The organism is Ensifer sp. Root127, from assembly GCF_001425225.1.
Taxonomy (GTDB): Bacteria; Pseudomonadota; Alphaproteobacteria; order Rhizobiales; family Rhizobiaceae; genus Ensifer; species Ensifer canadensis.
On sequence record NZ_LMDX01000027.1, the window covers coordinates 11785 to 31419 of the forward strand.

19 protein-coding genes are annotated in these 19635 nt (G+C 61.3%); 12 read left to right on the top strand and 7 right to left on the bottom strand.

Annotated elements, in window-relative coordinates; translation table 11 throughout:
• Nucleotides 1-27 precede the first annotated feature (27 nt).
• Both ASD03_RS26405 and ASD03_RS40760 read right to left on the bottom strand, forming a co-directional pair.
• The gene (locus tag ASD03_RS26405; protein WP_207207720.1) at nucleotides 28-1974 is read right to left on the bottom strand and encodes a hypothetical protein; all 1947 of its coding nucleotides are present in this window, start codon (nucleotides 1972-1974) and stop codon (nucleotides 28-30) included.
• Between the two features lie 402 nt (nucleotides 1975-2376).
• Nucleotides 2377-2643 carry a hypothetical protein gene (locus ASD03_RS40760; protein ID WP_244494303.1) on the bottom strand — a complete coding sequence of 89 codons (267 nt, stop codon included), beginning with the start codon at nucleotides 2641-2643 and terminating at the stop codon, nucleotides 2377-2379.
• On the opposite strand from ASD03_RS40760, the gene ASD03_RS26410 reads away from it, so the two are divergent.
• Entirely contained in the window at nucleotides 2525-3808 is a 1284-nt protein-coding gene (locus ASD03_RS26410) for an MATE family efflux transporter (RefSeq protein ID WP_244494302.1), read from the top strand. The two genes, ASD03_RS40760 and ASD03_RS26410, sit on opposite strands and share 119 nt — an antisense overlap.
• A 135-nt stretch (nucleotides 3809-3943) precedes the next feature.
• Here ASD03_RS26410 and ASD03_RS26415 read toward each other — a convergent pair whose 3' ends face one another.
• The gene (locus ASD03_RS26415; RefSeq protein WP_025431374.1) at nucleotides 3944-4537 is read right to left on the bottom strand and encodes a TetR/AcrR family transcriptional regulator; all 594 of its coding nucleotides are present in this window, start codon (nucleotides 4535-4537) and stop codon (nucleotides 3944-3946) included.
• Nucleotides 4538-4702: 165 nt separating this feature from the next.
• Between ASD03_RS26415 and ASD03_RS26420 the strand changes: the two genes are divergently transcribed.
• Nucleotides 4703-5092, top strand: coding sequence for a RidA family protein (locus ASD03_RS26420; protein WP_057207791.1), 390 nt, complete (start codon nucleotides 4703-4705; stop codon nucleotides 5090-5092).
• Between the two features lie 179 nt (nucleotides 5093-5271).
• Here ASD03_RS26420 and ASD03_RS26425 read toward each other — a convergent pair whose 3' ends face one another.
• From ASD03_RS26425 to ASD03_RS26440, 4 genes are all read right to left on the bottom strand, one after another.
• Nucleotides 5272-6342, bottom strand: a complete 1071-nt coding sequence (locus ASD03_RS26425) for an alcohol dehydrogenase family protein (protein WP_057217375.1) — start codon at nucleotides 6340-6342, stop codon at nucleotides 5272-5274.
• A gap of 11 nt (nucleotides 6343-6353) precedes the next feature.
• Nucleotides 6354-7730: an aspartate aminotransferase family protein gene (locus ASD03_RS26430; RefSeq protein ID WP_057217377.1), complete on the bottom strand. Its 1377-nt coding sequence runs from the start codon at nucleotides 7728-7730 to the stop codon at nucleotides 6354-6356.
• Between the two features lie 48 nt (nucleotides 7731-7778).
• Nucleotides 7779-9275, bottom strand: a complete 1497-nt coding sequence (locus ASD03_RS26435) for an NAD-dependent succinate-semialdehyde dehydrogenase (RefSeq protein WP_057217379.1) — start codon at nucleotides 9273-9275, stop codon at nucleotides 7779-7781.
• 119 nt (nucleotides 9276-9394) lie between these two features.
• Nucleotides 9395-9877 carry an Lrp/AsnC family transcriptional regulator gene (locus ASD03_RS26440; RefSeq protein ID WP_057217382.1) on the bottom strand — a complete coding sequence of 161 codons (483 nt, stop codon included), beginning with the start codon at nucleotides 9875-9877 and terminating at the stop codon, nucleotides 9395-9397.
• A 102-nt stretch (nucleotides 9878-9979) separates the two neighbouring features.
• Between ASD03_RS26440 and ASD03_RS26445 the strand changes: the two genes are divergently transcribed.
• From ASD03_RS26445 to doeB, 10 genes are all read left to right on the top strand, one after another.
• Nucleotides 9980-11365, top strand: coding sequence for a PLP-dependent aminotransferase family protein (locus ASD03_RS26445; RefSeq protein ID WP_057217383.1), 1386 nt, complete (start codon nucleotides 9980-9982; stop codon nucleotides 11363-11365).
• A gap of 123 nt (nucleotides 11366-11488) precedes the next feature.
• Nucleotides 11489-12274, top strand: a complete 786-nt coding sequence (gene ehuA, locus ASD03_RS26450) for an ectoine/hydroxyectoine ABC transporter ATP-binding protein EhuA (protein ID WP_057217385.1) — start codon at nucleotides 11489-11491, stop codon at nucleotides 12272-12274.
• A gap of 62 nt (nucleotides 12275-12336) precedes the next feature.
• Nucleotides 12337-13188 carry an ectoine/hydroxyectoine ABC transporter substrate-binding protein EhuB gene (gene ehuB / locus ASD03_RS26455; protein ID WP_057217387.1) on the top strand — a complete coding sequence of 284 codons (852 nt, stop codon included), beginning with the start codon at nucleotides 12337-12339 and terminating at the stop codon, nucleotides 13186-13188.
• An 82-nt stretch (nucleotides 13189-13270) separates the two neighbouring features.
• Nucleotides 13271-13930: an ectoine/hydroxyectoine ABC transporter permease subunit EhuC gene (gene ehuC / locus ASD03_RS26460; RefSeq protein ID WP_057217389.1), complete on the top strand. Its 660-nt coding sequence runs from the start codon at nucleotides 13271-13273 to the stop codon at nucleotides 13928-13930.
• A 4-nt stretch (nucleotides 13931-13934) separates the two neighbouring features.
• Nucleotides 13935-14597 (top strand): ectoine/hydroxyectoine ABC transporter permease subunit EhuD, encoded by a 663-nt coding sequence (gene ehuD, locus ASD03_RS26465; protein WP_057207769.1) that lies wholly within the window; start codon nucleotides 13935-13937, stop codon nucleotides 14595-14597.
• Nucleotides 14597-15376, top strand: coding sequence for an ectoine utilization protein EutA (eutA, locus tag ASD03_RS26470; RefSeq protein ID WP_057217392.1), 780 nt, complete (start codon nucleotides 14597-14599; stop codon nucleotides 15374-15376). Before ehuD ends, eutA begins: the two co-directional genes overlap by 1 nt.
• Before the next feature lie 2 nt (nucleotides 15377-15378).
• Nucleotides 15379-16386 (top strand): hydroxyectoine utilization dehydratase EutB, encoded by a 1008-nt coding sequence (gene eutB, locus ASD03_RS26475; protein WP_057217393.1) that lies wholly within the window; start codon nucleotides 15379-15381, stop codon nucleotides 16384-16386.
• Nucleotides 16383-17375 (top strand): ectoine utilization protein EutC, encoded by a 993-nt coding sequence (eutC, locus tag ASD03_RS26480; RefSeq protein ID WP_057217395.1) that lies wholly within the window; start codon nucleotides 16383-16385, stop codon nucleotides 17373-17375. The genes eutB and eutC overlap by 4 nt, the downstream gene beginning before the upstream one ends.
• Nucleotides 17376-17406: 31 nt before the next feature.
• Nucleotides 17407-18588: an ectoine hydrolase DoeA gene (gene doeA, locus ASD03_RS26485; protein WP_057217397.1), complete on the top strand. Its 1182-nt coding sequence runs from the start codon at nucleotides 17407-17409 to the stop codon at nucleotides 18586-18588.
• A 2-nt stretch (nucleotides 18589-18590) separates the two neighbouring features.
• Nucleotides 18591-19601, top strand: a complete 1011-nt coding sequence (gene doeB, locus ASD03_RS26490) for a N(2)-acetyl-L-2,4-diaminobutanoate deacetylase DoeB (RefSeq protein ID WP_057207774.1) — start codon at nucleotides 18591-18593, stop codon at nucleotides 19599-19601.
• Nucleotides 19602-19635: the final 34 nt, after the last annotated feature.

Genomic DNA, 19635 nt, shown 5'->3' on the forward strand with positions numbered 1-19635 from the left:
ACATTCCCCCCCCGCTCGGTTTAATTTCTAGAAGCCTGCCTTCTTGAGACCTTCACGATAGATGTCTTTGTGCCATTTTTCCTTAATCGGCACGATCGACAACCAGTTTTCGACATCAAAGTCGGGATGGGTTTCTCGGACTCTGGTAACGAATACATGTGCTTTGTCGCGGTGGCCGAGCATGGCCCAGCTCGCGGCCGCCAACCGGTCGGCGAGGCTGCCATCTGCCATTCTATCGATGTAGCCAATCGCCGCCTCGAAACGGCCGAGACCGTAGCAGGCGCCCGCCGCCGTCCACAGGTAGGAATCTGGGCTTATGGGATTGAGTTCGATGGCGCGCTCGATGGTCCGACACGCGGTATCCAGACGCGAACAGTGGGCCAAGGCGTCGGCGTGGTCGGCAATGATATCCGCGTAATGTGGGCTTAGCGTCTCGGCCAGTTGCAAAGTCTCGACACTTTCGTCGAGAGCACCCTGCAGCAGCTTTGCCACCCCAAGCTCGCGGTAGCCATCCGCCATGTCGCTGCTTGTCTCAATGGCCTGCAAGGCATAGGCCTCAGCCGACTTCAGCAAAACCGCCTCGCCTCGCGCCGTCAGAAGCCACTCCTCCGAATAGGTTCGTGCAAGCGAGCTGAGCGCCGGCGCGAAGTTGGCGCTTTCCTGCAAAACCGCTTTCATCTCCTTTCGGGCACGACGCAGGTTTGGCAGCGTCAAGCGGTCGAAAAACCGCCGTCCAAGCAGATAGCGGTGATACGCGGCCGGGTTCCGATCGAAATTGGAGCGCGTGATCCTGTGGCGCTCGATTTCGCTCGCGACCGAAAGTGCCAGGCGCCCGGATATGTCACGCCTGTTTTGCGCGAAACGCGCGCCATCAAGGCTGAGGCGCTCCGCCCAGACAATCTCGCTCGTGGGAAGAAACACGAGCTGTGTGAACAAGGAAAGCGCCTCGTCCACACCGCTCAACCGTGTCTCGAGCACATAGGTCAGGCCATGATGCTCAAGCATCGCGAGCTGGTCTTCAGTTTTGCGGCTTATCTGCAGGGCGGAGTAAGGTGCCAGCACCTGAACGCTATTCAGCACACAGAAGCCAATGGTGATGTCCTCCAGAAGCGAGGCCACAATCATCGCTGCGGCGGGTTCGCGGCTGTAGTTGCTGGGCGGGAGCAACGCCAGGCGCGGCAGGCTAGGCCTTGAATGTTCCGTCAGTTCAGCGGGATTGATGATCTCGACATTTGCCGCCCGCGCCGCGATCTTGGCTGGCGGGAACGATTGTTTCTCCTTCATCCAGGATGCGAGCATCTCGTTTCGCCGTTCAAACGTGCGCTTGAGAAGCTCAACCTCTCCCTGCACTTCGTAGGCCTGCAGCAGAAATTTGGGTGCGATCTGGTCGTTTGAGCCCGTGAGAAAGACGAGAAGCGCGGCCTGTTGGACGACGGCACGCTGGTCAGCTGTGTTGGCCAGAGATGCCATCAGCCGCATGGCATGATCGAGAGCTATCAGCTGACGCTCTCGCTGCTGCGCTAGCCAGTGGTCAAACAAAGAATTTTGAAGGTCGATTTTATCCAGAAAAGCCGATCGAAGCCGGTCAACAAGCACCTTGAGTTCATCGAACGAGCCTTCAGGCTCGGCCATCCCAAACAACGAAACATCGCAGGTGATCGAGGATGACTTGAGCTCGATCCCATGGTTCGAAAAAACAAGAAAATGCACATTGAGCTCGGATTGACGACCTCTGATCCGCGAGATCAACCTGCGAAGATTGGTGAAAGCGACCGATGGCGTTCCCCTGCCCCAAAGCAGCTCCGCAACCTCCATTCTCGTGGCGGTCCGACGGCCTGTGGAAAAAAGGTAGGCGAGGATCACAAGCGCCTTTGCGGGGAACGGGATGGCGTGCCCATGCTCATCGAGCAACTCCAGACCGCCAAATGTCCGCAGGCGGAAGATCGTCGACTGTGGTTCGCCGCCTGAATCCAATCGCTCGACCTCTATCAGATTTCCACACGATCCTAAGTTGAAGTAGGCGGAAAATCATGCCGAAGTCAACTTACAGTATCAGAGTGCAACGGCGAACTCTCAAAGTCTCAAAGCTTCGCACATTTGTCCCAATCAATAGTGCAGCACCACGTCACAATCAGCGCAATGGGGAGCGGGTCTGATGCGTCAACACAGCGAACAAGTTCAAAGCAGCGTGGCTGAGAAGCGCCGGACCGGCCGCCTTGATAGATCTAAGAATTTGACATGGGGACCGGCAGGCGGATAAAGCTCGGCTAAGGTATCGGGCACCTGCCGCCTGCGGACGCAAGTCACGGTGAAGCCCGACGATACTCATCTTCTCACCCTCGAAGCATTTCGTCGGTAGGCAAAGCAGGCTCCCTGTCAAATGCGAAATGCCTCATTTGAGGAGTGAGCGATGTCGTCCGGACACGCACAGCAAAATCCGTTCCTGACCGCTCCGATCGGGCGGCTCTTTATTACCAATGCTTTGCCGATGATGCTTGTCATGATGATGAGCGGACTATTGACCGTGGTTGATGCCGCCATCCTCGGGCATTTCATTGGTGCCGATGCCCTGGCTGCGGTCAGCATCGTCTTTCCAGCGGCGATGGTCACCATCGCATTGTCGACGCTTGTCAGCGGCGGCATGTCCAGCCTGCTTGCCCGGCATCTAGGCGCAGGTGCGCGAGACATGGCGGCGGCAGTATTTGCACGGGCCCACGGTCTCGCGCTCGCGATGGCGCTGGTGCTGATCTTTGCCTTCCTTGTGGGCGGGCGCACCGCCACCGGCCACATAGCAGGCACCGAAGGCAACATCGCCGAAATGTCGTATCGCTACCTCCTGATCATGATCTGCGCGACGCCTGTGCAGTTTCTGCTGGGGCTGCACGCGGATGCTTGCCGCAACGAAGGCCGCGTGGGCCTGATGGCATTGATGTCGGTCGGGGTAACCTTCGCCAATATCGCGTTCAACTACGTGTTGATCGTCGAGCTCGATCTTGGCATTGCCGGATCGGCGTTGGGCACGGCGCTGGCCCAGGCCCTTGGATTGGCACTCCTGGTCGGGATGCGGCTACACGGCGTTTGGATGATACCGCTCGCTTCGCTTGGGGCGCATAGTTGGGCCGGTGGCTGGCGGCCCATTGTGCTCCTCGGCATGCCGCTGAGCCTGAGCTTCATCGGCATCGCACTGGTTGCGGCCGCGGTGATCGCGACATTGCGGCTGACCGCCGGCGCCAGCTACGCCGACACTGCTGCTGCTTATGGCATCGTCATGCGCATTTTCAGCTTTACCTTCCTGCCACTCATGGCGATCGCGCTCTCCACGCAAAGCATCGTCGGCAACAATGTCGGAGCCGGTTTTTATCAGCGTTCGGACAGAATGTTGCGCCTCGCAGTAAGCGTTGCGTTTTTCTATTGCGTCGCGGTCGAACTCATCTTGCTGAGCGCAAGCAGCAGGATCGGCGCGGGCTTTGCGCAGGATGCGTCTGTCGTCGCAGAAGTCGGCGCAATCCTGCGGCCGATGGTTTCTCTTTATCTCTTTACCGGGCCCATTCTGGTGTTCGCGCTTTATTTCCAGGCCGCGGGCCAGCCTGGGAGAGCGGCGGTGCTGACGCTCGTCAAGCCGTTTGCGCTTAGCCCGCTGCTGATTGTCTGCTTTGGGGTCTTCGGCGACAGCACGGCGATCTGGTTTGCCTTTCCGGTCACAGACTGCCTTGTGGCCACCCTCGCGACAGCGATCCTTATCCCAATCCTGAAGACCCCCGCACCTGCAGGCGGCTTTGGGCTCAGGGTCCAAAGGATAACTGTATGACAAACCAAGCGGGACCACATGAGGCCGGCAGCGTTGCCGGTTGGTGATACGCAAGGGAGCGATGTGGTGCGGTGCCACGCGAAGTTTCGTGGCGCAAAAATCACAAATTTCGCGCCATTGAATTGGCCCGGGACCCTACGCGGGTTTCATGAGAAAGCCCGTGGCCAGTGCGTGGAAAGCGGCTACAGCCTTCGGCAATACGCCCTGCGGATCGTCGCTGGCGGCAATCCAGAGGGCGGCATTGAGCGCAGCGCCACTGAGAAGCCGGGCGGCGGCTTCCGCGTCCACCGGCTTGAGTATCCCCTGCGCGGTCAGCCGCTCAACTGTGCGCTTTGTCGCCTGAAGACAGCTGCTCTGGCTCGGCCATTGCGATGGATCGCCCAAGACAGCAGGTCCGTCGAGCAGAACAATGCGTTGCACTTCTGGGACAAGTGCCATCTCGATATAGGCGGCACCCTCGGCCAGCAAACCTTGCCAAGGGTCTGTCGCACGGGCGCCGATCTCCTGCGCGCGCAAAGCCATGTCGGAGTCGATCTGGTTGACGACCGCGGCCAAGAGGCCGCGCTTGTCGCCAAAATTGTGGTAAAGCGCCCCTCGCGTGAGCCCGACTTCGGCTGTCAATTCGTCCATTGAAGCAGCGGAATATCCCTTTTCGGCAAAGGCTTTTCGCGCCGCCGCGATCAGCTTGACGCGGTTTTCCTCCATCGTCTCGACACGCCGTTTCGCCATCTTGCCCTCAAATTCATATACGCCTCGTATATGAACTTGACATACGAGGCGCATTTCGGCTATTTCACATACGCACCGTACATGAAACGAGTGAGCATGGAAAGCGCTTGAAGCGTCGCCTCCGCTCATTGGATGCGGTCAAATGACAACAAGGCGAGATCAAAGATGACAGAGCGCGAAGCAATCTTTCCCGCAAACCGGCACGCTCTTTATGAGGAACACGGTTATTCGGCCGCCATTCGATCCGGTGACCTATTGTTCGTATCCGGCCAGGTTGGCAGCCGTAGCGACGGAACGCCGGAACCCGACTTTGAACGCCAGGTCCAACTGGCCTTCGAAAACCTCAAGGCGACGCTGAATGCGGCCGGGTGCACATTCGACGATCTTGTCGATGTGACGACGTTCCACACGGATCCCGAGAACCAGTTCGCAACGATCATGACCGTCAAGCAACAGATTTTTAGCAAGCCGCCTTACCCGAACTGGACCGCAGTCGGTGTCAATTGGCTCGCCGGCTTCGACTTCGAGATCAAAGTCATCGCCCGCATCCCCTAGGCTCCGCCGGCGCGATCGTGGGACAGATTTCTAACAGTCGGTCGCGGTACCAATGGAACATTGGCTCAACTCCGACATTGTGAAGTCCGATGGTTTCGCCGGCCTTGCTGCTCGAGACGCATGCGGCGCCGGCCGCATAGCTCGTTCTCGAATTTGTCAAGCATGAAGGAATTCGGCCCTCAGTCCGGAACGACAACCAGATTGCCGACAAAAGACTTGGCCATGAAGTCCGACTGGGCGCGATGAAACTCACGCAGCGGATAGACGCCTGCGACCAGCGGCCGGATTCTGTTTTCTTCGATATAGCGAACCAAGCGCCTGAAATCGGCCCGGGTGCCCTGGCTTGAACCGTGCAGTTCAAGCTGCTTCAGATACATCGTCCGCAAATCGAGCTGAACGACGGCGCCGCCGATCGCGCCGGCGGTGGTGTAGCGACCCTCCGGTTTCAGCACCTTCAGAAGATCGTTGAACATCGGGCCGGCAACGAGATCGGCAACGACATCGATCGGTTTGCCCTGTGATGCTTTGGTGACTGCGTCCACGAGATCGCCTTTGTCGCGCGTGACCACGGCACTGGCGCCGATATCGAGAAGGGCCTGCTCTTTACCCGCGCTGGTAATGGCTATCGGCACCGCGCCACGAACCCGCGCCAGCTGGATAATGGCGGAACCGACGCCGCCCGAGGCACCAGTCACCAGCACGATCTCGCCGGCGACCAGCCGTGCCCTTTCCAACATGCGTTCCGCCGTCAGGTAGGCACAACAGAACGTCGCCAGCTCGACATCCGTCAGATCGGTATCGACGACATGGGCATTTTCCGCTGGCAGCGCCATATATTGAGCATAGCCGCCGTCGCGGCCATGGCCCATGTAATCGATGTCGGCAAGGCTGTCGTCATCGCGGTTGTAGATCGAAAAATCCACCATCACTCGTTCACCGATACGCGCTGGATCGACGCGCGATCCGGTGGCGACGATGCGACCAACGGCATCGGTGCCCTGGATGCGTGGGAAAGTGAGGGTGTTGCCCTGGCGACGCCAGGTCGAAACCGCGGCTGCGTCGTCCTCCGTGCCATAGGCGCCCTGGCGCACCCAGACATCGGTGTTGTTCATTCCGCAGGCCGTCACCCTTATCAGAACCTCGTCGGAGGCCGGCCCCGGCACGGGGACAGCGCCGTTGTAGACGAGCTTGTCGAGCCCGCCATGACCGACGAGTTGCACCGCGCTCATCGTTGTCGGTATCAAGGTCATAACGGCCTCCCTCAGCGCCCGAGAACCTGTTCGATTGCCGCCGTCGCGGCTTTCACGACGATATCGGCTTCATCCCGTGTCAGGCATAGCGGCGGGGCAAAACCGAGGATATCGCCTTGCGGCATGGCGCGGCCGATGACGCCACGCTCGGCAAGAGCGGCAGAAACCTGCGGGCCGATCTTCTGGCTCACATCGAAGAACCTACGGTCGTCCCTGTCTTCGACGAACTCGACGGCTGCCATCAGCCCATCGCCACGAACCTCACCCACATGCCTGTGGCCGCCAACCGCTTCGGCGAGTCTTTCGCGGAAATAGGCGCCGGTCGTACCGGCATTTTCGATGAGGCCGAGTTCGTCGATCAGCTCGAGATTGGCGATGCCGGCTGCAGCACAGATCGGATGGGAGGAATAGGTCCAGCCATGGCCGATGGCCCCGAGTTCGTCGGATCCCTGAACCAGAACCTGCCACACCTTGTCGGAGACGATCGTTCCCGAGAGCGGAGCATAGGCGGAGGTCAGCCCCTTGGCGATGGTGATGAGATCCGGCTTCATGCCGTAGTGATCCGAGCCAAACATCGTGCCGAGACGGCCGAAGCCGGTTACGACCTCATCGGCGATCAGCAGGATGTCGTATTTGGCAAGCACCGCCTGGATCTTCTGCCAATAGCCCTTCGGCGGCGGAACGATACCGCCGGTGCCGAGGATCGGTTCACCGATGAAGGCGGCGATGGTGTCCGGCCCTTCATTGACGATCATTTCCTCAAGCTTGTCGGCGCAATATTGCGAGAACTGCTCCTCGTCCATCGAACGGTCGGGCCGGCGGAAATAATAGGGTGCCTCCGTGTGCAGGATCGGTGCGCGTGGCAGGTCGAAGGCGTTGTGAAAGAGCGCAAGACCGGTCAGCGATCCAGTCATCACGCCGGATCCGTGATAGCCACGCCAGCGTGAAATGATCTTCTTTTTATCCGGCCGTCCGAGAATGTTGTTGTAGTACCAGATCAGCTTGATGTTGGTTTCGTTGGCGTCCGAACCCGAAAGCCCGAAATAGACGCGGGACATGCCCTCCGGTGCCCGGTCGATGATCATTTTGGACAGCGTGATCGAGGCTTCGGTGCCATGCCCGACATAGGCGTGATAGTAGGCCAGGTTCTTTGCCTGCTCGGCAATCGCGTCGGCGATCTTCTGGCGGCCATAGCCGACATTGACGCAGTAGAGCCCGGCAAAGGCATCGAGACTTGTCCGCCCGTTGACGTCGGTGATGTAGACGCCCTCGCCGCCGGCAATCACCCGGGTCGGTGTCTCGCCGCGCGCATGCATGCCCATGTGGGTCGACGGATGGAAGAAGTGGTCGCGGTCCCAGGCGGTCAGTTCGTTGTTGCGGTCGAGCATGGTGTTTTGTCCTTATGCTGTCGGTGTTCGATTGGTGATGGAGCGACTTCAGGCCGCGGTGTCGATGCAGAGATATTTGAGCTCGCTGAAGGCCTCGAGCCCGTGTCTCGATCCCTCGCGGCCGAGACCCGACCGTTTCCAGCCGCCGAAGGGAACGGGCCCGCCGGTGATCTTCACCCGGTTGATCGCCACCATGCCGTAGTCGAGTGCCCGGCCGAGCCGCATCTGTCGTGCTCCGTTCTCGGTGACGACATAGGCGACCAGGCCATAGTCCGTGTCGTTGGCACGGGCGATCACCTCCGCCTCGCTGTCGAAGGAGGTGACGGCCGCAACAGGGCCAAATGTCTCTTCCCGCATGATCAGCGCGTCATCGGGAACATCGGTCAGCAGCGTCGGCTCGTAAAATAGCGCGCCCACGTGGTGCCGCCTGCCGCCGGATACAAGGGTCGCTCCGCGTTTCAGCGCGTCGGCGACCTGTTCCTCGACCTTGGCGACAGCGCGCTCATGCATCAGCGGACCGATGTCGACACCGGCATCCAGACCGCCCCCGACGTTCAGCTTGGCGATACGTGCCGCAAACGCGGCATTGAAAGCCCTAAGGATCGGGCGTTCGACGTAGATCCGATTGGCAGCCAGACAGTCCTGGCCGGACGTCGCGAACTTGGCGTTGATAGCGATGTCGGCCGCTTTTTCGATATCCGCGTCGGCAAAGACGATGAGCGGGGCATGTCCGCCAAGCTCCATGACGAGGCGCTTCATCGTCGGCGCGCATTGGCCGGCGATCAATCGGCCGATCTCGGTCGATCCGGTAAAGCTCATGGCGCGCAGGCGTTTGTCCGCGCACATCTGCCCGACGATCTCCGCTGCATCGCCGGTGACGACGTTAAATACGCCTGCTGGAATTCCGGCCCGTTCGGCGAGTTCGGCGAGCGCCAGCGCCGAAAGCGGCGTTTCGCAGGACGGGTGGGCGACCACCGTGCACCCCGCCGCAAGTGCTGCGGCAGCCTTTCGGGTGACCATGGCCGACGGGAAGTTCCAAGGCGTGACAATACCGACGGCGCCGAGCGCCTCCCGACGCACGATCATCTCGGCGCCGGCAAGGTGACTTGTGACGCTTTCGGCATTCAAGCGTTTGCCTTCTTCGCCATACCACTCAAGGAAGGACGCGGCATAGTCGATCTCTCCGCGTGCTTCGGCAATCGGCTTGCCCTGCTCCAGCGTCATGATTAAAGCGAGATCGTCCTTGGCAGCCAGCATCAGTTCGCACCATTTGCGCAGTATGCCGGCGCGCTCCTGCGGAAGCATATCCCGCCACCCGGCGAAAGCCCTGTCTGCCGCGTCGATCGCCGCAGTCGTTTCATCGCCATCGAGCGACGCCACCCAGGCAAGGGTCCCGCCCGTGGCCGGGTCGGTCACCGCAAAGCTCTTGCCCTGGCGAGAAGAGGTCCAGCGACCGTTGACATAGGCAAGCTCGCGCAGCAGGTGACGATCTCCCAACTGGTTCAGCGTGTCGTGAAACGGTGTGCGGGCGAAAACGGCGGCCATCGGCATCTCCTCGGCATGGGCTGAGGAGATAGTGGCAGCGGACGGGCGAGAGATTGTCTGTTCAGCGAGCAGCGACGAGAGACTTTGTCTGAAATCGTGCCGGAGGAAAGAGAGATTGTCTAGGGTGCTGCCGGCAGCAATGCGGCCAGAGGGAGAACGGTTTCTTCCTTGACGGTCTTCGTCACGATGTAGGTGAAGTAGCGGTCGATCCCCAGTTCGCGATCGAGCAGGCTGTCGACCAGCCGCTGGTAGGCGTCGATATCTGCCGCGATGATCTTCAGAATATAATCGACGCCGCCGCCGACCGACCAGCAGGCGGTGATCTCGGGTATGGTTGCGACGGCGCGCTCGAAGCGCTCGAAATCAGCCTGCCGGTGATTGCCGAGCGTCACTTCCATCATCACGCTCGCCACCGGCGCCACGCGGCGCACAGCCACCCGGGCATGGTAGCCGGTGATGATGCCGGCCTTCTCCAGTTTGCGAAGCCGCATCCAGCATGGCGTCGGCGACAGCCCGGCCTTTTCGGCGAGCGACAGCTTGGTAATGCGACCGTCCTCCTGGACCGCCTCAAGGATGCGCAGGTCGATGGCGTCGAGTTTCATTTCATGGCTTTCGCGCGTGCTGTTTCATGTCAAATCTGGGAAAAGAGATTGGGTGTTGATTTTGCCGTTGTCAATTGACCTGATTTTCAGCAGTGTAAAATCATGACAACTTGGCGCCCCGACCCTGCCCAACTCCGCCGTCCGGCCTACCTCTCGTTGGCCGAACAGTTCGCGCGCGCGATTCAGGAGGGCAAACTATCCAACGGGCAGCGCCTTCCGACCCATCGCAACCTTGCCGACGAGCTGTCGTTGTCGGTTCAAACGGTGAGCCGGGCCTATGACGAACTGATCCGCCGAGGGCTTGTGTCCGGCGAAATTGGGCGCGGCAGCTTCGTGCAGACCCAGGCAAAGGAGCCTGAGCCCCCCTATCTGCCGGAGCGCCTGGGCGAGTTGATCGACCTTTCGATCCTCAAACCGGTCTGCGAACAGCTCCATCTGCAGAAAATGCGGGGAGCTTTTGCCTGGCTTGCGGAAAATCTGCCCTCGAGTTCGGCGCTCTCCTTCCGCCCCAATATGGTCTTCCCGCGTCATCGCAACGTGGCGGCTGAATGGCTTGCGCGCTGTGGCCTGGAGATATCGCCGCTCAACATCAGCCTGACCAACGGCGCGACATCGGCCATGACGGTGGCGCTGATGAGCGTCGCGCCTCCCGGATCGACAATTGCGACCGAGGCGGTGAGCCATCATACGCTGGTGCCGCTGTCGACATACCTCGGCATCCATCTTGAGGGCCTGCCAATCGATCATGACGGCATGATCCCTGGGGCCCTGGACGAAGCCTGCCGAAAAGGCGTCATCCGGGCGATTTTCCTGCAGCCGTCGGTCATCAACCCGAAGGCAACGCTGATGAGCGAGGCGCGGCGCGCCGCCCTTGCCGAAGTCGCCCGTCGTCATGACATCGCGATCATCGAGAACGACATTCTCGGTCCGCTCGTCGATGCGGGACTAAAGCCGGTGGCAGCCTTTGCGCCGGAGCGGACGCTTTACATCACTAGTTTCACCAAGATCACCGTTCCGGGCCTGCGCATCGGCTATCTCGCTGCACCCGATCGCTATGTGGCTGCCGTTGCCAACCGGCACCTCGTCTCGAACTGGATGGCGACACCGGCAATCGCCGAGATCGCGACGCATTGGGTGAGCGAGGGAACGGCAATCGAGCTGGTCGACTGGCAGCGGCGGGCACTGGCTGCCCGCCACGCCATTGCCGCCGAGGCGCTCGGCAATCTCGACTACCATTCGCATCCGCAGAGCCTGCATATTTGGCTGCCGCTGCCGGAGGGTCATACCGAAGAGGGCTTCGTCTCGCAGGCGCGCCTGCGTGGCGTGGCGATAGCGCCAGGATCTTCCTTCCGCACCTCGGACCTCGGCTGGCGCCCGGCCGTGCGCATATCGCTGGGCTCCACCACCGAGCAGGAATTGCGACAGGGCCTCGGTATCGTCGCCTCGCTTGCGATGGGAAATCCCGAAGCGCTTCTGCTTGCGATTTGAGGCGAAAGCCTATTTTCCGGGCGGAGTTGGAATAATTGTCATGATATTATTATTCCAATTGACATGATTTAGATGGGCGATCATCGTTAAGGCATCACCGGTCCCCACCAGGGAAAGACGTGAATGCCCGAACCCATCATCCGCATCGATAACATCATCAAGCGCTATGGTCCGCTGACCGTGCTCGACGGTCTGTCGATGCAGGTCATGCCAGGCGAAAAGCTTGCACTCATCGGTCCGTCCGGCTCCGGCAAGACGACGATCCTGCGCATCCTGATGACGTTGGAGACGATCAGCGGCGGCCATATCCATGTCGACGGCAAACAGCTCTATCACATGCCCGGGAACGGCGGCCTCGTTGCCGCAGACGAACGCTATCTTCACCGGATGCGCGAGAAGATCGGCATGGTCTTCCAGCACTTCAACCTGTTTCCGCACAAATGCGTTCTCGACAATGTCACGCTGGCGCCGATGCTGACCAAGGGCATCGCAAGGCCGGCCGCGGAAAAGCGGGCAATGGAGCTTCTTGACATGGTGGGCATGGCCGACAAGGCCAAAAGCATGCCCGCGCAGCTGTCGGGCGGGCAGAAGCAGCGGGTGGCGATTGCCCGGGCGCTGGCGCTGTCGCCGAAGATCATGCTGTTTGACGAAGTCACGTCCGCACTCGATCCCGAGCTTGTCGAGGAAGTTTTGAACGTCATGCGCAAACTCGCAGCCGAGACCGACATGACGATGCTGCTCGTCACCCATGAGATGGGGTTTGCCCACGATTTTGCCGACCGGATCCTTTTCTTCGACCGCGGCAAGATCGTCGAGGAAGGCAAACCGGACGACATCTTCCATCATCCGAAGCAAGAGCGCACGCAAGTGTTCCTGCGCAAGATAATCGCGGCAGGGCACCGCGTCTGAGCGTTCGCGCCGGGATGTGCCCCAAACAAGAAGATGAAGAACAGCCAGAGGAGCCGATACCGATGAAGATGACGCATTTCATGACAGTGGCCGCAAGCGTTTCGACGCTGATGGCACTCGTTGCCGCAACACCGGCCGCTGCCGACGACAATAAGCTGCAGCAGCTCAAGGAACAGGGCTTTGCCCGCATCGCTATTGCCAACGAGCCGCCGTTCACCGCTGTTGGCGCCGACGGCAAGGTGTCGGGTGCAGCACCTGATGTCGCTCGCGAAATCTTCAAGCGCCTCGGCGTTGCCGATGTCGTCGCATCCATCTCCGAATATGGCGCGATGATCCCCGGTCTTCAGGCCGGGCGGCACGATGCGATCACCGCCGGCCTCTTCATGAAGCCCGAGCGCTGTGCAGCGGTTGCCTATTCGGAACCGGTTCTTTGCGACGCGGAAGCCTTCGCGCTGAAGAAGGGCAATCCCTTGAAGCTGATGAGCTACAAGGACATTGCCGACAATCCCGATGTCAAGATCGGCGCGCCGGGCGGCGGCACCGAGGAAAAGCTGGCGCTGGAAGCCGGCGTTCCGCGCGATCGCGTCGTTGTCGTGCCTGATGGTCAGAGCGGGCTGAAGATGCTGCAGGATGGGCGCATCGACGTTTACTCCCTCCCGGTCCTGTCGATCAACGACCTGATGTCGAAAGCCAACGACCCGAACCTCGAGGTTGTCGCCCCTGTCGAAGGTGCGCCGGTCTACTGCGACGGCGCCGCGTTCAAGAAGGGCGACGAAGCGCTGCGCGACGCCTTCGACGTCGAGCTGGCGAAGCTGAAGGAATCAGGTGAGTTCGCCAAGATCATCGAACCCTATGGCTTTTCCGCCAAGGCGGCGATGTCGACGACGCGCGAAAAGCTCTGCGCGGCCCAGTAAGGTTCTCCGGCTCCCTTCTTCGCGCTTGCGACAAGGGAGCCGGTCTCGATCGCTCACGACGACCACTGGAATGTGAACAACGATGATCGACTGGTCCGGCTACATAGGGCTGATATTGCAGGGCGCGCTGGTGACGCTGCAGCTGACGCTGCTTGGCTCGGCGCTCGCCGTCGTCATGGCCTTCGTGGCAGGGCTTGCGCGCGTCAGCCGCTTCATGGCGGTGCGGGCGCTGGCGACGACCTACATCGAGTTCTTTCGCGGCACCTCGATTTTCGTGCAGCTGTTCTGGGTCTACTTCGTGCTGCCTTTCGCAGGCATCACGCTGACGCCGCTGCAGGCGGGCGTCCTGGCGCTCGGCCTCAATGTCGGAGCCTATGGTGCCGAGGTGGTGCGTGGTGCGGTGAAGGCGATTGGCCGGGAGCAGCGCGAAGCCTGCATCGCGCTCAACCTGACCCGCTCTCAGGCCATGCGCCATATCATCCTGCCCCAGGCCTTGCCGCTGATGTTGCCAACCTTCTGCAACAACGCCATCGAGCTGTTGAAAGGAACGGCCGTCGTCTCACTGATCTCGCTGACAGACATGACGTTTCAGGCACAGGTCGTGCGTGCCCAAACCGGCAATACGCTGATCCCGTTCACGGTGATCCTCGTTCTCTATTTCCTGATGTCCTGGGTCATTTCGCGCAGCATGCGGTGGCTTGAACGGCGCATGACGCGCGGCCTTGATGGCGTGAGGGCATGATCTGATGGAATGGGATTGGAATTTCGTCTGGCAGATCATGCCGACCCTGCTCGAAGGCCTGAAGATCACGATCCTGGCCACGGTTCTGGGGGCAGCAGTCGCCGCCGTCGTCGGCCTCGTCTTTGCGATCCTCAGGCTCTCGGCCCCGAAACCGATTGCCCGAGTGGTCGGCTTCATCCTCGAGTTCATTCGCGGCACGCCGCTGCTTGTCCAGCTTTACTTCATCTTCTACGTCCTGCCTGACATAGGCATCAGCCTGCCTGCGCTTGTCGCCGGCGTCATCGGGCTTGGTATCCACTACGGCACCTACACCGCTGAAGTCTATCGCGCCGGCATCGAGAACGTGCCGCGCGGGCAATGGGAGGCGGCGCGCGCCACCAATCTGACGCTGCGCCAGACCTGGCTGCACGTGATCCTGCCGCAGGCGATACCGCCCATGATCCCGGCGCTGGCGAACTATCTGATTGCCATGTTCAAGGAGACACCGTTGTTATCGGCCATCACTGTTCTGGAACTGATGAACCAGGCGAAAAGCATCGCCAACAGCAACTATCGCTACATCGAACCGATGACGCTTGTCGGCGTGTTCTTCCTGGTCATGAGCCTCATCTCGGTCGTCTTCCTCAGGTGGCTGGAAGAACGCTACAGTCGCGTGGAGGAACGTTGATGGAAAAAACGCTCTCTCTTTCCCTCGCCTCTCGTGCTCCGACGCTTGACGAGCGCCCGCTCGAAAAACGCGTCGGACTGATCATCCTCGCCACCGACCACACGACCGAGCCGGATTTCCAGCGCATGGTCGCAAGCGACCGCGTTGGCGTCTATGTCGCGCGCATCCACTATGCCAACCCGGTCACGCCTGAAAACCTGCGCGCGATGCAGCCGTCGCTGACGACGGCCGCCGGCCTGATCCTGCCCGACGAACAGCTCGACGTTATCATGTATTCCTGCACCTCGGCCTCGGTGGTCATCGGCGACGAGCAGGTCACGGCGGCAATCCATGCATCAAAGCCCAACGTGCCGGTCGTCACCCCGACGGCGGCGGCGGTCAAAGGCCTCCATGCCCTCGGTGCCCGCCGCATTTCCGTGCTGACCCCCTATACCCTCGAGACCAGCCGGCCGATGGCGGATTATTTTGCCGAAAGCGGATTTACGATCGATCGGTTTACCTGCCTTGGCCTGACGGATGATCGCGAAATGGCGCGTATCGGTACCGACGAAATCATCGCCTTTGCCAGGGAGGCAATGGCGCCTGGCTCTGACGCGCTCTTCATTTCCTGCACGGCGGTCCGCGCCGCCTCTGTCGCTGCCCGGATCGAGGATGCGATCGGCAAGCCCGTTGTCACCAGCAATCTTGCAACCGCCTGGGCGTGCCTGCGCCTTTGCGGCGATGACGAGCACCGTCCTCAGCTCGGCCGCCTGATGACGCTGCCGATGGCGGGAGTTTGAGCATGTCCGGATCTCCCCTGCCCGTGGCCTATGGCGACATTGAAGCGGCCGCCCGCCGGATTTCGGCGCATGTGCTGAGAACGCCTTTGGTTCTCTCGCCATCCCTGTCCGAGTTGTCGGGTGTGCCTGTCGGGCTCAAGCTGGAACATCACCAGACCACCGGCAGCTTCAAATTGCGCGGCGCCTGCAACGCCTTGCTGTCCATGTCGCCTGACGAGCGCAAGCGCGGCGTCGTTGCCGCCTCCACCGGCAATCACGGCCGGGCTCTCGCCCATGCCGCAAAGGCCGAAGGCACGATTGCGGCGATCTGCATGTCGCACCTCGTTCCCGACAACAAGGTCGCTGAAATTCGTCGTCTTGGCGCCAGGGTCCATATCACCGGTGCCTCGCAGGACGATGCCCAGCGCGAAGTCGATAGGCTCGTCGAGCAGGACGGGCTCGTGATGGTGCCGCCGTTCGACAATCCGGCTGTTGTTGCCGGCCAGGGCACGCTCGGTCTCGAAATCGTCGACAGCATGCCGGAGGTCGGAACCGTGCTCGTTCCGCTTTCCGGCGGCGGCCTGGCCTCGGGCGTGGCGCTGGCGGTCAAGACGCGCCGGCCGGGGGTTCGCGTGATCGGCATCACCATGGAACGTGGCGCGGCGATGAGGGCGAGCCTCGATGCGGGTCGCCCCGTCGAGGTTCCCGAAGTCCCAAGTCTTGCCGACTCGCTTGGCGGCGGTATCGGCCTTGCCAATCGCGTCACCTTTGCCATGTGCCGCGCGCTGCTCGATGACATCGTGTTGCTCTCGGAAGCGGAGATCGCCGCTGGCATGCGGCACGCCTACGCACAGGAGCGCGAGATCGTCGAAGGCGCAGGTGCGGTCGGTATTGCGGCACTGCTTGCCGGCAAGATCGACACGCACGGCCGCCCGCTTGCGCTGATCCTCTCCGGCCGAAACGTCGACATGGGGCTGCACCGGCGCGTGGTGAATGGCGAGACGGATCTGTTGCGGGAGAACGCGGCATGACACGCATGACCATTTTGACCGAGGCCGACCTGAGGGCGCTCGTGCCGCTGGACCTTGCGGCCGTCGATTGCGTCGAGAATGCCTTTCACGCGCTCGCCACGAAAGCTGTGGTGATGCCGCCGATCCTGCGCCTCGATATCCCCGAACACCGGGGCGAAGTCGACGTCAAGACCGCCTATGTCCCCGGTCTAGACGGGTTCGCGATCAAGATCAGTCCCGGCTTCTTCGACAATCCCAAGCTCGGACTGCCGAGCACCAACGGCCTGATGGTGTTGCTGTCGGCCACAACAGGTGTCGTGCAGGCGCTGCTCCTCGACAATGGCTATTTAACCGACGTGCGCACGGCGGCGGCGGGCGCGGTTGCTGCCAGGCACGTCTCGCGACCGGACGCCTCGGTGGCCGCTATTTTCGGTGCCGGCATGCAGGCAACGCTGCAGCTCGAAGCGCTTTGCCTGGTGCGGCCGATCCGGGAAGCGCGGATCTGGGCCCGCGATCCCGAAAAGGCAGAGGCTGCGGCGCGGTCGCTGACGGCGAAGTTCGGATTTCCGGTGCGCGCTGAACGCGATGCGCAGCGAGCGGTGGATGGCGCGCATGTGATCGTCACCACGACGCCGGCGGAAACACCGATCCTCCAAGCTGCCTGGCTGCAGCCCGGCCAACATCTGACCGCGATGGGTTCCGACGCCGAGCACAAGAACGAGATCGAACCCGCAGCAATCGCCCAAGCCTCGCTCTATGTCGCCGATAGTCTGAAGCAGACGCGGCGTCTCGGCGAGCTGCACCACGCCATAAAGGCCGGCTCCATTGCCGCCGACGCCGACTTTGCCGAGCTCGGCCAAATCATCGCCGGCCAGCGGCAGGGACGCACCGATGCGAACCAGATCACGATCGTCGACCTGACCGGCACCGGGATCCAGGACACCGCCATTGCCACGCTTGCCTTCGCCCGCGCGCAGGAGCGCGGCAAGGGCACGACATTTGAAAGTTGAGACCGGCACGGCCGGAGAATGAGGGAGAGACATGACCCAACCCAATCTCAAATTTTCCCTTGGGGAGTATGAGGCGCGATTGAAAAAGACGCGCAAGGCCATGGAGGAAAAGGGCGTCGACCTGCTCATTGTCAGCGATCCGACCAATATGGCCTGGCTCACCGGCTATGACGGATGGTCGTTCTACGTGCATCAGGCGGTGGTGGTGCCGCCGACCGGCGAGCCGATCTGGTACGGGCGCGGGCAGGATGCCAATGGCGCCAAGCTGACGGCCTATCTGAGCCATAAGAACATCATCGGCTACCCTGATCACTATGTGCAGTCCACGGAGCGCCATCCGATGGATTATCTCGCTGCAAAGCTTATCGAGCGCGGTCTCGACAAGCTGCGGATCGGTGTCGAGATGGACAACTATTGGTTCTCGGCGGCCGCCTATGCGGCCTTGCAGAAGCATCTGCCCAATGCCCGCTTCGTCGATACGACGGCGCTGGTCAACTGGCAGCGCGCGGTGAAGAGCCCAACCGAAATCGGCTATATGCGCAACGCTGCCCGTATCGTTGAAGGCATGCATCAGCGCATTTTCGACAAGATCGAGGTCGGCATGCGCAAATGCGACCTTGTCGCCGAGATCTACGATGCCGGCACGCGCGGCGTCGACGGCATCGGCGGCGACTATCCCGCCATCGTCCCTCTGCTTCCCTCAGGCGTCGAGGCATCGGCACCGCATCTGACCTGGGACGACCGTCCGATGAAGTCGGGCGAAGGCACGTTCTTCGAAATTGCCGGTTGCTACAATCGCTACCACCTGCCGCTTTCGCGTACCGTCTTCCTCGGCAAGCCGACGCCTGCGTTCATCGACGCAGAAAAGGCGACACTGGAAGGCATGGAGGCCGGACTTGCCCAGGCTAAGCCGGGCAACACCTGCGAGGATATCGCCAAGGCGTTCTTCGCAGTTCTGAAGAAGTACGGCATCGTCAAGGACAACCGTACCGGCTACTCGATCGGTATGTCCTATCCGCCGGATTGGGGCGAGCGCACCATGAGCTTGCGTCCCGGCGATAGGACCGAACTGAAGCCTGGCATGACCTTCCACTTCATGACCGGCCTGTGGCTCGAGGACATGGGTTTTGAGACCACAGAAAGCATCCTGATCACCGAGACGGGGGTCGAATGCCTCGCCAATGTGCCGCGCAAGCTTTTCGTGAAGGACTGATCATGACGGTTTCAGAGCTGCGCCCGCCTGCGATCTCGCCGACCGTCGATTTCTCGATGGACGGCGTCCAGCACGGGTTCCTGCGGCTGCCCTATAGCCGCGATGATTCCGCCTGGGGCTCGGTGATGATCCCCGTCACCGTCGTAAAAAACGGAGAAGGGCCGACGGCGCTTCTGACGGGTGGCAATCACGGCGACGAGTATGAGGGACCGATCGCCCTGTTCGACCTTGCGCGCACGCTGAAGGCTGAAGATGTGGCCGGCCGGGTCATCATTCTGCCGGCCATGAACTATCCCGCCTTCGTATCGGGGACGCGCACATCGCCGATCGATAAGGGCAACATGAACCGCAGCTTTCCCGGAAGGCCCGACGGCACGGTGACGGAGAAGATCGCCGATTACTTCCAGCGCGAACTGCTGCCGCTCGCCGATATCGTCCTCGATTTTCATTCCGGCGGAAAGACGCTGGATTTCCTGCCGTTCTGCGCGGCGCACCTCCTGTCGGACAAAGAGCAGGAGGCACGATCGTTTGAACTCGTGGACGCATTTTGCGCGCCCTACTCGATGAAGATGCTCGAGATCGACGCGGTCGGCATGTACGACACCGCGGCGGAGGAGATGGGCAAAGTCTTTATCACGACGGAACTTGGGGGCGGAGGTACGGCGACCGCGAAAAGCGCAGGCATCGCCAAACAAGGTGTCGCCAACGTCTTGCGCAGGGCCGGCATCCTGAAGGGTGGGGACAGGTCGGCTGCCGGCCGGACGCAATGGCTGGATATGCCGGATGGAAATTGCTTTTCCTTTGCCGAGGACGCCGGCCTGATCGAACCTCTGGTCGACATGGGGGACAGCGTCGTTGCCGGTCAGGTCGTCGCCCGCATCCACCCGATCGGCAAAACCGGCGCCCTGCCTTCCGACGTCTGCACGAAGATGGATGGCATCCTGTGCGCCCGGCATTTCCCTGGCCTCGTCAAGGCAGGAGACTGCGTCGCGGTCGTTGCGGTTGCCGTCTAGTTCGACCCGTTCTACCGCACGCGTTGAACCGGCG